This window comes from Ensifer sp. R1-3 (assembly GCF_056739175.1).
The window spans coordinates 1169055-1182025 of sequence record NZ_CP096516.1 but is presented as its reverse complement, the minus strand read 5'-3'; the positions used below and the strand labels follow the sequence as shown (position 1 = coordinate 1182025).

General features: G+C 62.9%; 10 protein-coding genes. 8 read left to right on the top strand and 2 right to left on the bottom strand.

Translation table 11 applies throughout. From position 1 onward, the window contains the following. Positions 1-290: 290 nt before the first annotated feature. The gene (locus M1D43_RS22675) at positions 291-1559 is read left to right on the top strand and encodes an MFS transporter (protein ID WP_014527081.1); all 1269 of its coding nucleotides are present in this window, start codon (positions 291-293) and stop codon (positions 1557-1559) included. 152 nt (positions 1560-1711) lie between these two features. Next, positions 1712-2974, top strand: a complete 1263-nt coding sequence (gene bacA, locus M1D43_RS22670; protein ID WP_033045860.1) for a bacteroid development protein BacA — start codon at positions 1712-1714, stop codon at positions 2972-2974. Positions 2975-2983: 9 nt separating this feature from the next. Here bacA and M1D43_RS22665 read toward each other — a convergent pair whose 3' ends face one another. Beyond that, positions 2984-3988, bottom strand: coding sequence for a polysaccharide deacetylase family protein (locus M1D43_RS22665; RefSeq protein ID WP_017264668.1), 1005 nt, complete (start codon positions 3986-3988; stop codon positions 2984-2986). A gap of 160 nt (positions 3989-4148) precedes the next feature. Between M1D43_RS22665 and M1D43_RS22660 the strand changes: the two genes are divergently transcribed. The 4 genes from M1D43_RS22660 (at position 4149) to M1D43_RS22645 (ending at position 7821) form a co-directional block, all read left to right on the top strand. Beyond that, entirely contained in the window at positions 4149-4733 is a 585-nt protein-coding gene (locus M1D43_RS22660) for an NnrU family protein (protein ID WP_014527084.1), read from the top strand. Between the two features lie 86 nt (positions 4734-4819). Continuing rightward, complete coding sequence (locus tag M1D43_RS22655; protein ID WP_014527085.1) at positions 4820-5488, top strand: tetratricopeptide repeat protein; 669 nt, start codon at positions 4820-4822, stop codon at positions 5486-5488. 124 nt (positions 5489-5612) lie between these two features. Further along, positions 5613-7043 carry a ribosome biogenesis GTPase Der gene (gene der, locus M1D43_RS22650; RefSeq protein WP_013850541.1) on the top strand — a complete coding sequence of 477 codons (1431 nt, stop codon included), beginning with the start codon at positions 5613-5615 and terminating at the stop codon, positions 7041-7043. Between the two features lie 322 nt (positions 7044-7365). Next, positions 7366-7821, top strand: a complete 456-nt coding sequence (locus tag M1D43_RS22645) for an RrF2 family transcriptional regulator (RefSeq protein ID WP_015242948.1) — start codon at positions 7366-7368, stop codon at positions 7819-7821. A gap of 271 nt (positions 7822-8092) precedes the next feature. Here the strand turns inward: M1D43_RS22645 and M1D43_RS22640 are convergent, their stop codons facing one another. Then, positions 8093-9304: an SfnB family sulfur acquisition oxidoreductase gene (locus M1D43_RS22640; RefSeq protein WP_014527086.1), complete on the bottom strand. Its 1212-nt coding sequence runs from the start codon at positions 9302-9304 to the stop codon at positions 8093-8095. A 565-nt stretch (positions 9305-9869) separates the two neighbouring features. Between M1D43_RS22640 and M1D43_RS22635 the strand changes: the two genes are divergently transcribed. Beyond that, positions 9870-11273: an FAD/NAD(P)-binding protein gene (locus M1D43_RS22635; RefSeq protein ID WP_010975949.1), complete on the top strand. Its 1404-nt coding sequence runs from the start codon at positions 9870-9872 to the stop codon at positions 11271-11273. Positions 11274-11406: 133 nt separating this feature from the next. After that, positions 11407-12870: an FAD/NAD(P)-binding protein gene (locus tag M1D43_RS22630; RefSeq protein WP_014527087.1), complete on the top strand. Its 1464-nt coding sequence runs from the start codon at positions 11407-11409 to the stop codon at positions 12868-12870. Positions 12871-12971 lie beyond the last annotated feature (101 nt).

Below are 12971 nucleotides of genomic sequence, written 5' to 3'. Positions count from 1 at the left end.
CTCACCCCCTCTGCCCTGCCGGGGATCTCCCCCGCAAGGGTCCCGCAAGGGGGAGATCAGATGGTGGAAGCGCTCTGCGTCAACGTCAGCCTCGCAACAAGTTTAAGCTTATTTTAAAGGCAGGGTGATCGCCTCTTGCCGATCTCCCCCTTGAGGGGGAGATGCCCGGCAGGGCAGAGGGGGGTATCACACCCGCTCCCGCTTTTCTCAGCGCGCATCGTTCGATTCCATCAATGAACCGTTCAATTATAATGATTTGCCGCTCTCTTGCTGCGATGCAATAAGAGGGCATGAGCACTCTCCAGAGACGGCAGGACCGTAGCGAACCAGGGTCGAGGCACTCGACAGAGCCGAGCGGCTTCGAGACCGCCGGCAGCGGTTCGAGCGGAAGTCTCGCAGCGACCGCGATCGCCGGTGCGGTCGCCATGGCGGTGGCCATGGGCTTCGGCCGGTTCTCCTATACGCCCATCCTGCCGGCGATGATGACCGACACCGGCCTTTCGCCTGGTGATGCAGGTCTGGTCGCCTCGGCGAATTTCATCGGATATCTCGCAGGCGCGGTGCTTGCCGGCTATGGCTGGGCCCACGGCCGCGAACGCGGGGTCGGTCTCGCGGCACTCGTCGCGACGACCCTGCTGCTGGCCGCCATGGGACTTACATCCTCGGTGCTCGCCTATTCCATCATCCGCTTTCTTGCGGGTCTGGCGAGCGCCTTTGCGATGATCTTCATCTCGGGGATAGTGCTGGGGCAGGGGCTCGCCGCCAGGTCCGAGCACGTGCCGTCGGTGCATTTCGGCGGCGTCGGTTTCGGCATCGCGCTTTCCTCTATCGCCGTCTGGGTTGCGCCGCTCGCAGGTGTCGCGGGCCTTTCGATGTCGCAGGCCGACTGGTCTGTGGGCGCGCTGGTTGCGCTGGCTGGCACTGTCCTGGTCGCCGCGCTGCTGCCGGCGAGCCGTCATGCCGCCAATGGCGGCCGACCGGAGGTGCCGCTCGTCCGTTCGCGGCCGCTCATGGCGATGACGCTCACCTATGGGTTTTTCGGCTTCGGCTACGTGATCACCGCCACCTTCCTCGTCGCCATGGCGCGCGACGCAAGCGGCGGCCACAGCGTCGAGTTCCTTGCCTGGCTGATCACCGGAGTCAGCGCCGCCCTGTCGGTCTATCTCTGGCGCTTCGCCGTGCCGCGCTTCGAGCTGGCCGGCGTCTATGCGATCGGCCTGCTGGTCGAGGCGGTCGGCCTCGTGCTGACGGTCTCCTTGCCCTCGCCTTATGCGCCGCTCGTCGGCGGGCTGATGCTGGGCGCCACCTTCATGATGGTCACGGCCTATGGCCTGCAGATCGGCCGGCAACTCGCCCCCGAAAGCCCCCGCCGGGCACTCGCCTTCATGACCGCCGCCTTCGGGATCGGCCAGATCCTTGGGCCGCTGGTCGCCGGCTGGCTCGCGGAGCGGACCGGCAGCTACGCTTTGCCGACCTTGGTCGCGGCCGTCGTTCTCATGATCTGCGGGATCGTCGTTCTCGCCGAATTGCGCAGGATAAATGAAGCTTTGGCACGATGACGGGTTCTCACTAAGCCGGGCAGGCAGCGTCGGCAGCCGCATGAAATAACAGTAACATTCGCATTCCGTAATTGTTGCGGAATGTGAATTGCCCTAGTTTCGGCGCATCAGGAGGCAAGTCCTTGACCTCCCCGAAACGAGAGTGCCGTCCCTTGTTCCAATCCTTTTTCCCCAAGCCGAAGCTGTTTTTCATATCATCCGCCGTCTGGAGCCTACTTGCCGTTCTCGTATGGTATGGCGGCGGACGGGATATCGGCGCCTATCTCGGCTTGCCGCCGCTACCGCCCGGTCAGGAGCCTATCATCGGGGTGTCCGTTTTCTGGTCGGCACCCTTTCTCTGGTTCTACATCTATTATGCGGTGGTCGTAGGATTATTCGCCGCGTTCTGGTTCGCCTACAGCCCGCATCGGTGGCAGTATTGGTCGGTCCTCGGCACGGCGCTGATCATCTTCAACACCTACTTTTCGGTTCAGGTCAGCGTCGCCTTCAATGCCTGGTACGGCCCGTTCTATGATATGATCCAGCAGGCGCTCGCGCGAACGGCACCGATCACGGCCGAACAACTCTACATTGGAATGATCGGCGTCTCGGGCATTGCCTTTCTGGCTGTGACCGTGGGCGTGCTGAACCTCTTCTTCGTCAGCCACTACATCTTTCGCTGGCGTACCGCGATGAACGAATACTATGTCTCGCATTGGCCGAGGCTGCGGCAAGTCGAAGGCGCATCGCAGCGTGTACAGGAAGACACGATGCGATTTTCCAGCACGATGGAAAGGCTGGGCGTCGGCCTGGTGAGCTCAGTTATGACGTTGATCGCCTTTCTCCCGGTTCTCTTCAAGTTTTCCGAGCAGGTAAACGTGCTGCCGGTCGTCGGCGAAATACCGCATGCGCTCGTCTGGGCCGCCATCTCCTGGTCGCTGTTCGGAACGGTCTTCCTCGCCGTGGTAGGTATCAAGCTTCCGGGCCTCGAATTTCGCAATCAGCGCGTCGAAGCGGCATACCGAAAGGAACTCGTCTATGGCGAGGATCATGAGGACCGCGCCGATCCGATAACGCTCGCGCAGCTTTTCGACAATGTCAGGCGCAACTATTTCCGCCTCTACTTCCATTACATGTACTTCAATATCGCGCGCATTTTCTACCTGCAGGCCGACAACATATTCGGCACTCTCGTGCTGATACCGGCGATTGTGGCGGGAAAACTCACGCTCGGCGTCATGAATCAGGTATTGAACGTTTTTGGGCAGGTTCGGGAGTCATTCCAATACCTGGTCGGTTCCTGGACGACGATCGTCGAGCTCCTGTCGATCTACAAACGCCTTAAAGCCTTCGAGTCGGTATTGGTCGACGAGCCGCTGCCGGAAATCGACCGGCAGTTCATCGACGCTGGCGGTAAGGAAGAGCTCGCTCTGTAGCGGCGGGCATCAGAAGGCGGAGCGATCCGCCTTCCTTCTCGCAGCCTCGATAATCGGCAACGCGTCGGCATAGCTGACGCAGGCGACCTCCGGCTTGCTGCAGGTTTCCGAGAGAAAGCGATCGAGCGCCCGCCAATAGGCGCCGCCGTTCATCTCGACGAAGTGGAAGCCGAGCTGAAGAGGGATCCGCTCGCCTTCATATTCCTTCCGGAAGGCATTGCGGAACGCCGCAAGCGTCCGCTCCTCGAAGCGGGCGCTGTCGCGTTTGTTCTCGACTCCCATCGAATGGCGGACGAAGAGATTGTAGTCCATGCCGATAACCGGCCGGTGGGAAGGACCTTCGGGAATGAGCGGCAGGCCGAAGCGCGGCAGACCGCCGGCGAAGCTGGGCCAGCCGGGCCCTTTGGTCACGAGGCTAGCATCATAGCTGAAACCGAACGCCTCGAGTGCAGGCACCAGGCCGTCGCTGAGTGACAGGTAGGGTGCGCGAAAGCCTTTGATGCCGTTCTTCGCGAAATCGGCCCAGCCTTCCGGCTCGGCCTCCGGCTTGCCGGCTTTCTTCCAGGCTTCGGCGAGCGCCACGCGGAAGGCGGAAAACTCCCGCTCCCAATCGGCCTTGCTCCAGCCTTTGCCGTCGAAATGGCCGCAGGCGTGGCTGCCGAGGTCGTGACCTTCGCGATGCGCCTGCCAGATGTGGCCGACGCGGACCGCGATCTCTTCGCGGCTTTGTGCGAAGCCGACATTCGAACGACCCTGCTTCTGTCCGGGCGCCCGGTAGGTCTGCTTCCCGTCGGCCTTCGTCATCAGGAAGGTGCAGGAGAGGAAATAGGTGAAATGCGCGCCCGTTCGCCTTGCCATGGCAAGGCTTTTCTCCCAAAGCGCGTTGTCGTGCGCGCCGTCGAAGGAGATGACGACGAGCTGTTTGCTGCTCGGCGACGGGGGTGCCGGCGGCGGATCGGCGAGGGCGAGAGCGGGAAAAAGAGCGAGTGATAAAGCCAGAGAAATACGAATCATGTTTCAACTGTGACGTTTGGTTTCGTCGCAGTTGTCCGCAAATTGCGGCAATCCTTTGATTGGGCTGGAAAATAGGCGCTATCGAAGGTAGTGCGTAGTTTAGGTGGACCGGCAAAGCGCGGCGCTGTAGCGGTCCGACATCTCGAACAAGCGGTGACCCATGGCCATACTCGTTCTCGGCATCATCATATTTCTCGGCATGCACCTCGTCCGCGTGGTTGCGCCCGGCTTTCGTGCCGGCATCATCGACAGCCGTGGCAAGGGCACATGGATGGGGCTCTATACGATCGTCAGCCTCGTCGGCCTCTGTCTGATCATCTACGGCTTCGGTCAGGCGCGTGGCGAAACGGGCATGCTCTACGATCCGCCGATATTCCTGCGCCATATCGCCCTTCTGCTGATGCTCGTCGCCTTCATCGTGCTTGCCGCCGGCTTCCTGCCGGCGGGCCGCATCGCCGTCGCGCTGAAGCATCCGCAGGTCCTCTCGATCAAGATATGGGCGCTGGCGCACCTCCTTGCGAATGGCGAGACGTCCTCGGTCCTGCTCTTCGGTTCCTTTCTCGCCTGGGCGGTGATCCTGCGCATCTCGCTGAAACGGCGCGAGCGCGCGGGCGAGAAGGTGCTTCCCGTGTTCAAATCGGCGCGCAACGACGTCCTGGCGGTCGTTATCGGCCTCGTCGCCTTTGTGCTCTTCGTCTGGAAGCTGCATGAGCTTCTGATAGGCGTTCAGCCGGTCGTCCTCTAAATGTCGATCTCCCCCTTACATCAGGCGTAAAATCGGGTAGAACGCGCCAACTTCTTCAGATCAGGGCCGGGTGGCCGGGACGGGACATGGTAAACCAGGACGACAGCTTTATCCGCGAGGTCAACGACGAACTTCGTTCGGACCAGATGAAGGCCGTCTGGACGCGCTTCGGCGGCATCATCATCGGGATTGCCGTTCTGATCGTGCTCGGCACCGTCGGCAAGGTCGGATACGATTACTGGCAGGAGGCCTCCTCGTCGCAATCGGGCGACACCTTCCTCGCGGCGCTCAACCTTGCCCGGGAGAACAAGTCGGACGAGGCGCTCGCCGCCCTGACGGAGCTCGAGAAGGACGGATACGGATCCTATCCGGTTCTGGCGCAGCTGCGCGTCGCGACGCTGCAGGCGCAAAAGGGTGAAACGGACTCGGCAGTCGCGGCGTTCTCCGGGATCGGCAGGGATACGCGTATTCCGGCCGCACTCCGCGATGCGGCTCGGCTGCGGGCGGCTTATCTGCTTATCGATGCGGGAACCTACGAGCAGGTGTCATCCGAGGTCGAGCAACTGGCCGTTCCGCAGAATGCCATGCGTCATTCGGCGCGCGAGGCGCTCGGCCTTTCGGCCTACAAGGCCGGCGACTATGCCAAGGCGAAGAGCTGGTTCCAGCAGATCGTCGACGATGCGCAAAGCCCGCGCGGCATCATGAATCGGGCGCAGATGCTGCTGGATGTGATCGCGTCGACGGGCAAGGCCTGACGCTAGAAGCCATGTCGCCCGAAGTGCCTAGCGGTTTTGGGATAGCGGCATGCACAAAAACAGAAACTTAAAGCGCGTCGCGTGAATTCCACTGAACTCGAGGCGCTTTAGCACGGATGTCAAGATGAGCTTCACCGTCGCCATTATCGGGCGCCCCAATGTCGGCAAGTCCACCTTGTTCAACCGCCTGGTTGGCAAGAAGCTGGCGCTCGTCGACGATACGCCGGGGGTTACCCGCGACCGGCGTCCGGGTGACGCGAAGCTGGTCGACCTCAAGTTCCGCATAATCGATACGGCCGGTCTCGAGGAATCGTCACCCGACAGCCTGCAAGGGCGGATGTGGGCACAGACCGAGGCGGCCATCGACGAGGCGGATCTCTCGCTCTTCGTCGTCGATGCCAAGGCCGGCCTGACGCCGGCAGATCAAACGCTCGCCGAAATGCTGCGCCGCCGGGGCAAGCCCGTCGTCGTCGTCGCCAACAAGTCCGAGGCCCGCGGCTCCGAAGGCGGCTTTTACGACGCCTTCACGCTCGGGCTCGGCGAACCCTGCCCGATCTCGGCCGAACACGGCCAGGGCATGCTCGATCTGCGTGACGCGATCGTCGCCGCACTCGGCGAGGAGAGGGCGTTCCCGCCGGCGGAAGACGTTGCCGAGACGAATGTGGATATCCGCCCCGCTGCGGGTGAAGGTACCGAGGACGAAGAGGTCGAGCCCGCCTATGACGAAACCAAGCCGCTCCGGGTGGCGATCGTCGGCCGGCCGAATGCCGGAAAGTCGACCCTGATCAACCGGTTCCTTGGCGAAGACCGGCTGCTGACGGGGCCGGAGGCGGGCATTACCCGCGACTCCATCTCCGTCGAATGGGACTGGCGCGGCCGCACGATAAAGATGTTCGATACGGCCGGCATGCGCCGCAAGGCGAAGGTTCAGGAGAAGCTCGAAAAGCTCTCGGTTGCGGATGCGTTGCGGGCGATCCGCTTCGCCGAGACCGTCGTCATCGTCTTCGACGCCACGGTCCCTTTCGAGAAGCAAGACCTGCAGATCGTCGATCTGGTGCTGCGCGAGGGGCGTGCAGCCGTGCTTGCCTTCAACAAATGGGATCTCGTCGAGAACTGGCAGGCACTGCTTGTAGACTTGCGCGAAAAGACCGAGCGGCTGTTGCCGCAGGCGCGCGGCATCCGTGCAGTGCCGATTTCCGGGCACACCGGTTATGGCCTCGACCGGCTCATGCAGGCCATCATCGAAACGGACAAGGTCTGGAACCGGCGCATTTCCACGGCGCGCCTCAACCGGTGGCTGGAATCGCAGCAGGTGCAGCATCCCCCGCCGGCCGTCTCGGGCCGCCGCCTCAAGCTCAAATACATGACGCAGGTCAAGGCGCGGCCACCGGGTTTCATGATTTCCTGCACACGCCCCGAGGCGGTGCCGGAGTCCTACACCCGATACCTCATCAACGGATTGCGAAACGACTTCGACCTGCCGGGCGTGCCGATCCGCGTGCATTTCCGAGCGTCGGAGAATCCCTTCGAGTCGAAGGCGCGCAAAAGGCGCTGAGAGCCCGGCGGCAGCAGAAGAACTCACAATTCGTTTCGCACTGCGGCGTTTTTTGATGCGATATGCGGCGCTGATTAGACTAAATCTATGTAGCAGGTGAATTGATTTCCTTGCCGCCACTTTAGGCTTGATCTATAACTGAATCCTAGGATGCCGAAGTAAGCGAGCCGTGGCAGATTGGCTCGGCAGGCTGGGAAACGGCACTTGGCTCTCGAGAATTGGACGATCCGCATGATCGGGATCGATGTGTCTGGGTCGCGGTCGCGATAAGGATCGCGTGCTTTTCTCGTTTGCCGCGATCCTTCTCGAAAGCGATGTTCTCATGCTGACAAAAAAAGGAAAGTACGGTTTGAAGGCGATGGTCGATCTTGCCCAGCTTCAGCCGGGCGAAACGGCTTTCATCACGGAAATCGCCCTTCGCAACAACTTGCCGAAGAAGTTTCTCGACACGATCATGCTCGAACTCAGGAATGCCGGCTTTCTTCGCTCGAAGAAAGGCCCGGGCGGCGGCTACGCGCTGGCGCGGCCCGCATCCGAGATCCGCGTCGGTCAGGTGATCCGGACGCTCGACGGGCCGCTGGCGCCGATCCGCTGTGCGAGCCGCACGGCCTATGAAGTCTGCGACGACTGTTCGGACCCGGAAACCTGTCACGTGCGCCGTTCGATGATCGTCGTGCGCGATGCCGTGGCCGACATCCTCGACAACATGACGCTCGCGCAATTTGCAGCAAGCGAGAGAGAGGCCGCCGTAGCCCCGCTTCTCAGCGAAGCGGGCTGAGCGCGGCCCCTTCGATACCTCTTATAAGCCGGGCTTGCATACCCGCTACATCGGTGTAACGCCACTCCTCCCCAACGCCTCATGCCTGTGCCTGTCACAGGTATCCAGCCCGCCCAAGTCCTTGGGCTGAAAAAACACTCTTCCGCACCGCAGACGCGGCGCTGCTCTCACCCCAATGACAGCACAGGGACGAGGGCGGAGGATGCGGTCCCCCCGCGGCAGACATTGGTTAACGTCCACACCTTGAAGTCCTCAACGCGAACGTTCGTCCTCACAGCAGCCCGCTGCGCGGCTTTACGCCCTTGAGGTGGTAGTTGCCGACGAGGTGATGTTTCCAGCGCACCGGGTCCTGCAGTGCGTGGGCGCGGGCGTTGCGCCAATAGCGGTCGAGATTGAGCGCGACTTTGGCAGAGGCGGAGCCGGCGAGATCGAAAAGCGCATTGGCTGCCTCCAGTGCGGCCTCGGCGGCAAGGACCTTGGCGGCGGTAACCGAGAGGCTGGCTTCGACCGCGTGTTCCTCGGTCGGATCGACCTGAGCGGTATCGACCTTGCGACCGGCATGCTCGATGAGCGCGGTGGCCGCCTCGAGGCGTATTGCGACTTCGCCGACCCTGGCGGTCGTCAAAGCATCCTCCGATGCCCGCTCCATGCCGCTGCCCTTGGCCGCTGCCGCGTCTCGGACGAGATCGAGGGTCTCCCGGAAGGCCGCCCGCGCGATTCCGAGATCGACGCCGGCATGGATGATCTGGCCGACGGAACGGACCGTATTCGGTCGCTCGAAGCCGCGGTGATGCGGCACGACAGAACCGAGATCCACATGAACGTTCTCAAGAACCGCGGTGCCGCTGCCGGTGACGCGCTGTCCGAAACTGTCCCAGTCGTCGATGATGCGGACGCCTTCCGCTGCGCGCGGAACGAACGAAATGGTCATGCGGTCGGCGGCGTCGAGGGCGGAGATCGCGAGCCAGTCGGCGAAGAGAACGCCCGTACAATATTGCTTCCGGCCGTTGATGCGGTAGCCGGCGCCATTCCCGGTAATCTGGGTTTTGTCGTCGCCGATGATCTTGTCGCCGCTTTCCGAAAGTGCGCTGCCGAAGCGGTCGCCTGCCATGGCGCGACCGAAGAAGAACTGTTTCTGCTCTTCGGTGGCATGCTGACGCAGCGCCTCGAGAACGTAAAAGTGGCCTTGCGGGATCTGACCAATGGAGCTGTCGGCCTCCGACAGGATCGCCGTTATCTCGGCAAGCACGACGTTGGATACATCGATGCCCTCGTATTCCGATGGAATGCTGATAGCCAGCAGTCCCGATTGGGCCAACTGGTCGAGTTCGTCGTGAGGAAGGACGCGCTCCAGGTCGCGCTCGCTGGCGCGATCGGAGAACCGGAGCGCCAACTCCCTTGCAATCGCCAGGGCCTCTTCCTCGCTCTCGATGCGGTGCGGCGTCGGCTTGGTCTTTCCGGCGAATTGCGAGATGTTCCCCATCCTTGTCCCTCCGTGGAGCATTGCCGCCGCCCTCTAGTATGGAGCAGACGCTATTTTCTTCCAGCCCCTCCCGGAAGCGGTCGCGCAGGTGGGCGCTCGGTAGGGGTGATTGCTTTGGAGAAAGAAAATTCCCTTGCAAAACAGCGGGGTATGCGTGTCGACGGCGTGCCGTTGCCGTCCCCTCGACAAAATAGCTTGCCGTTGGCCAACTTTGCAATAGAATATAAAAATTATAGATTACTCCGAAAAGGATGACCACCATAGGCCGAAACGTTGCCGCATGTTTCTTACGTCGGAGTCGATTTGAGGGTACAACATGCAAGAACTGGAAGTCCTGCAGCGGCCATTGCGCGCGCTAGGCGGTATTCGGCCGGAGAATTATTTCGCTTGAAGCGGGAAGGAGGCGGCGCAAGGCGTTCTTTGGCTGGCGCGTCGATCCGGAAAATCCCGACGGGCGAGCGGTATACGACCCCGTGAAATTCACCAGAGCTTTTGTGTGTCTCGAAGTCCTGCTTAAGAGTTGCCCAGATCACGGAGCGACAGCCAGCTCGCGAAAGGAGCTCACATGACCGTTCTTGGATTGTTTGCCGACAGGTCAGCGGCGGCCGCCTCGTCCTCGAAGCCGGAGATTGCGATCGTCGGCCGTGGATTTTCCGGCATCATGATGGCGATCGCGCTGATGAAGTCGATGCGGGGATCTTTCCACCTCACCATGTACGACCCGCATCCATCGATCAGCGGCGGCCAGGCCTTTTCCGCGGCGCAGCGCTGCGAGATTCTCAACAGCCGGGTGCGCGACCTCTCGGTCGCGGCCGGCCAGCCCGACGATTTCAACGACTGGCTTTGCGCCAATGATGAGTTCCGAACAGCCGTTCCGGCGGCAATCCCGGGCTTTCGGCAGATTTTCGTGCCGAAAGGCATCTTCAGCGACTACGTGCATCAGCGCTTTTCCGAGGCGCTTGCCCGACGTTCCGACATCACCGTGAGGTTCTCCCACGAGCAGGTCACAGGCTTGCGGAAACTCGCAAGTGGTCGCTTCAGCCTTGTGCGCGACGGCGGACATGACGCATGCGACATCGTCATTCTTGCAACGGGATTCGGCGTGCATCCACGCGACCTCGAGGTTTCTGACGAGGAGCGACCGCTTATGCGGACGCGCCGCCTCGTCGACCCGCGCCACGCGGTCCTGCTCGGCAGCGGCATTCGCGTGGTCGACCAGCTTTTCCAGATGCGCGATAACGGTTATGCGGGAAAAGTCACGCTCGTTTCACGCCACGGCTTCCTGCCGCAGGCGCATACGCAGCTCGCAGCAGCCCCGAGTTTCCCCGTCGATCCGATGCCGCAGGGCCTGCGCCGGATCGTTCGGTTCGTGCGTCAGGCCTGCGCCGAAGCCGAAGCGAAGGGGCAAAGCTGGCAGTCTGCCATGAACGGCCTGCGCCGGCGGGCGCGCTCGCTCTGGCAATCGCTCTCGGCGCAGGAAAAGCGGCAGTTCAACCGTCACCTGCGGGCCATCTACGACAGCCACAGAAACCGCCTCCCGGCGGCTGTCCACGCGCGGCTGCAGCAGGAACTTGCCGAGGGGCGGACCGTGCTTCGCCGCGGGCGGGCGGGGCGGCGACTGCCGGAAGGCATCATGGTGCGCTGGGCGGGCCAGCATGCCGAGGAACTGCTCAGGGCCGATCAGGTGATCGAATGCCGCTGTTCCGCCCCGGACCTTGGTACGCCGTTGCTCCGGAGTCTTTTTGCGGGCGGGCTTGCCGAACCCGATGAACTCGAGCTCGGCATAGCGGTCAGTCCGACGGGAGAAGTCTTGAGCCCGTGTGCACGCACGCCGAACCTCTTCGCGATCGGTCCGCTCGGATTGGGGAGCCTGCCCGACATCGACCTCGTACCTGAGATCGTCACCCAGACCTATGCGGCAGCAAGGCTTATCGCGACAGGCAAGCGACTGGCGCTGAAAGCCGGATAGACGCTACCTCGGCGGCCGGATTGGTGGTCGACGAATGCCGATCACCCGGACCGCTGTGGGCAGTAGCGGCCAGGCAAATTCACACGGTTGACTCAACGACGGCACGGTCGTCGCTGCGCAGCAGGTCTTCGATATGATGGATGCCGTCGACCATTACAGCACGCGCCCGACCGTCGCAATCATCGGCGGCGGCTTCACCGGTGCCGTGGTCGCGACGCACCTGGCGCGGGATCGCGCCATGGATGGCTGGCAGATTGCCGTCTTCGAGCCGCGGGAGCGGCTGGGATGCGGCCTTGCATACGATACCGCGGAGCCCGCGCATCGCGTCAATGTCCCGGCCGCGCGCATGAGCATCGATCCGGACAATCCCGAACATTTCATGCGCTGGCTCGAGCTTCGGGGCGAACCGCGCGACGATCCCGAGGCGCTTGCCCGCGACGGCCATCTCTATCCCGCCCGGCAGCTCTTCGGTCGCTATGTCGCCGAGACGATCGCGCCGTTCCTGGAACACGGGCGCATCGCACACCATCGGGAGAGGGTGATCGCCGTCGAGCGTCAGGGAGCGGCCTGGGCAGTTCGCGGGGCGGGCGGGACGCTAGGGCGCGCCGACGTGCTGGTGGTGGCGACGACGCACCCGGCCCCGGAGGCGCCCGCGGGCATCGGCGCTGTCCTCGCCGGGCACCCACGGTACGTACCGGATTCGACCGAGCCGGATGCGCTCGACAGGATCCGGTCCGGTGACCGCGTGCTGATCATCGGCACGGGACTGACTTCCGCCGACGTGATCGCCACTCTGCGCAGGCGCGGGCACAAAGGGCCGATCACCGCCTTTTCCCGCAGGGGTCTGCGTTCGCGTGGACATGCCGACCGGGCGCAGGACCCCTATGGCGACTTCGTCTCGCGGCCTTGGAGATCGGCAGCGAAGTTGCTCTCCCAGGTGCGCCGGACGATCCTCGATGCGGAAGCGGAAGGCTTTACATGGCATGCGGTCCTCGATGCCCTCAGAGCACAAGGCTGTGAGATCTGGCGCAATCTGCCCATGACCGAGCGGCGGCGGCTTGTCCGTCACGTGCGGCCTTTCTGGGATGTGCACCGTTTTCGTGTGGCTCCGCAAATCGATGCGGTCGTGAGCGCGGGGCTGAGGGACGGCGATATACGCGTCCTCGCCGGTTCGATCGCTCATATTGCGCGCGTCGGCAAGAATGTCGCGGTTACTTTCCGGAGGCGGCGGGCCGCCGGAACGGAAGAAGGGGAATTCGACGCCGTGGTGATCACCACCGGCCCGGCGCACCGGTCGATCCTGCAAAGCCAGTCCTGGCTGGAGTCGCTCGGAGCCGCAGGCTATCTGCGCCCCGACACGGTCGGACTGGGCCTCGCCTGCAGCGAAACCAGCAGGGCGCTCGACAGCGAAGGCAGGGAGGTGGACGACCTCTTCGTCGCCGGTCCTCTCGCCCGCGGCACCTTTGGCGAACTCATGGGCCTGCCGCAGGTCAACGACCACGCCATTTTCGTGGCGGCGCAGATAGCCGCGCTGGCACAGGCGCGCCGGGTGCACCGGGGCGCGCGTCCGCACTCGGCCGCGGCACCGGCCGGCTGACGCCCGTCCCGGCAACGCCGATGCAACTTCTGCGGCAGCATGCCTGCGGCATCGCTTACGCTTTCCGCGATTCTGCACTATATTGGGATGCGTTGATTTTC

Excerpts from the sequence above, each read along its gene's own strand:
- M1D43_RS22675 (WP_014527081.1), top strand. The coding sequence starts at position 291 with ATGAGCACTCTCCAGAGACGGCAGGACCGTAGCGAACCAGGGTCGAGG.
- M1D43_RS22665 (WP_017264668.1), bottom strand. The coding sequence starts at position 3,988 with ATGATTCGTATTTCTCTGGCTTTATCACTCGCTCTTTTTCCCGCTCTC.
- M1D43_RS22660 (WP_014527084.1), top strand. The coding sequence starts at position 4,149 with ATGGCCATACTCGTTCTCGGCATCATCATATTTCTCGGCATGCACCTC.
- M1D43_RS22655 (WP_014527085.1), top strand. The coding sequence starts at position 4,820 with ATGGTAAACCAGGACGACAGCTTTATCCGCGAGGTCAACGACGAACTT.
- der (WP_013850541.1), top strand. The coding sequence starts at position 5,613 with ATGAGCTTCACCGTCGCCATTATCGGGCGCCCCAATGTCGGCAAGTCC.
- M1D43_RS22645 (WP_015242948.1), top strand. The coding sequence starts at position 7,366 with ATGCTGACAAAAAAAGGAAAGTACGGTTTGAAGGCGATGGTCGATCTT.
- M1D43_RS22640 (WP_014527086.1), bottom strand. The coding sequence starts at position 9,304 with ATGGGGAACATCTCGCAATTCGCCGGAAAGACCAAGCCGACGCCGCAC.
- M1D43_RS22635 (WP_010975949.1), top strand. The coding sequence starts at position 9,870 with ATGACCGTTCTTGGATTGTTTGCCGACAGGTCAGCGGCGGCCGCCTCG.
- M1D43_RS22630 (WP_014527087.1), top strand. The coding sequence starts at position 11,407 with ATGATGGATGCCGTCGACCATTACAGCACGCGCCCGACCGTCGCAATC.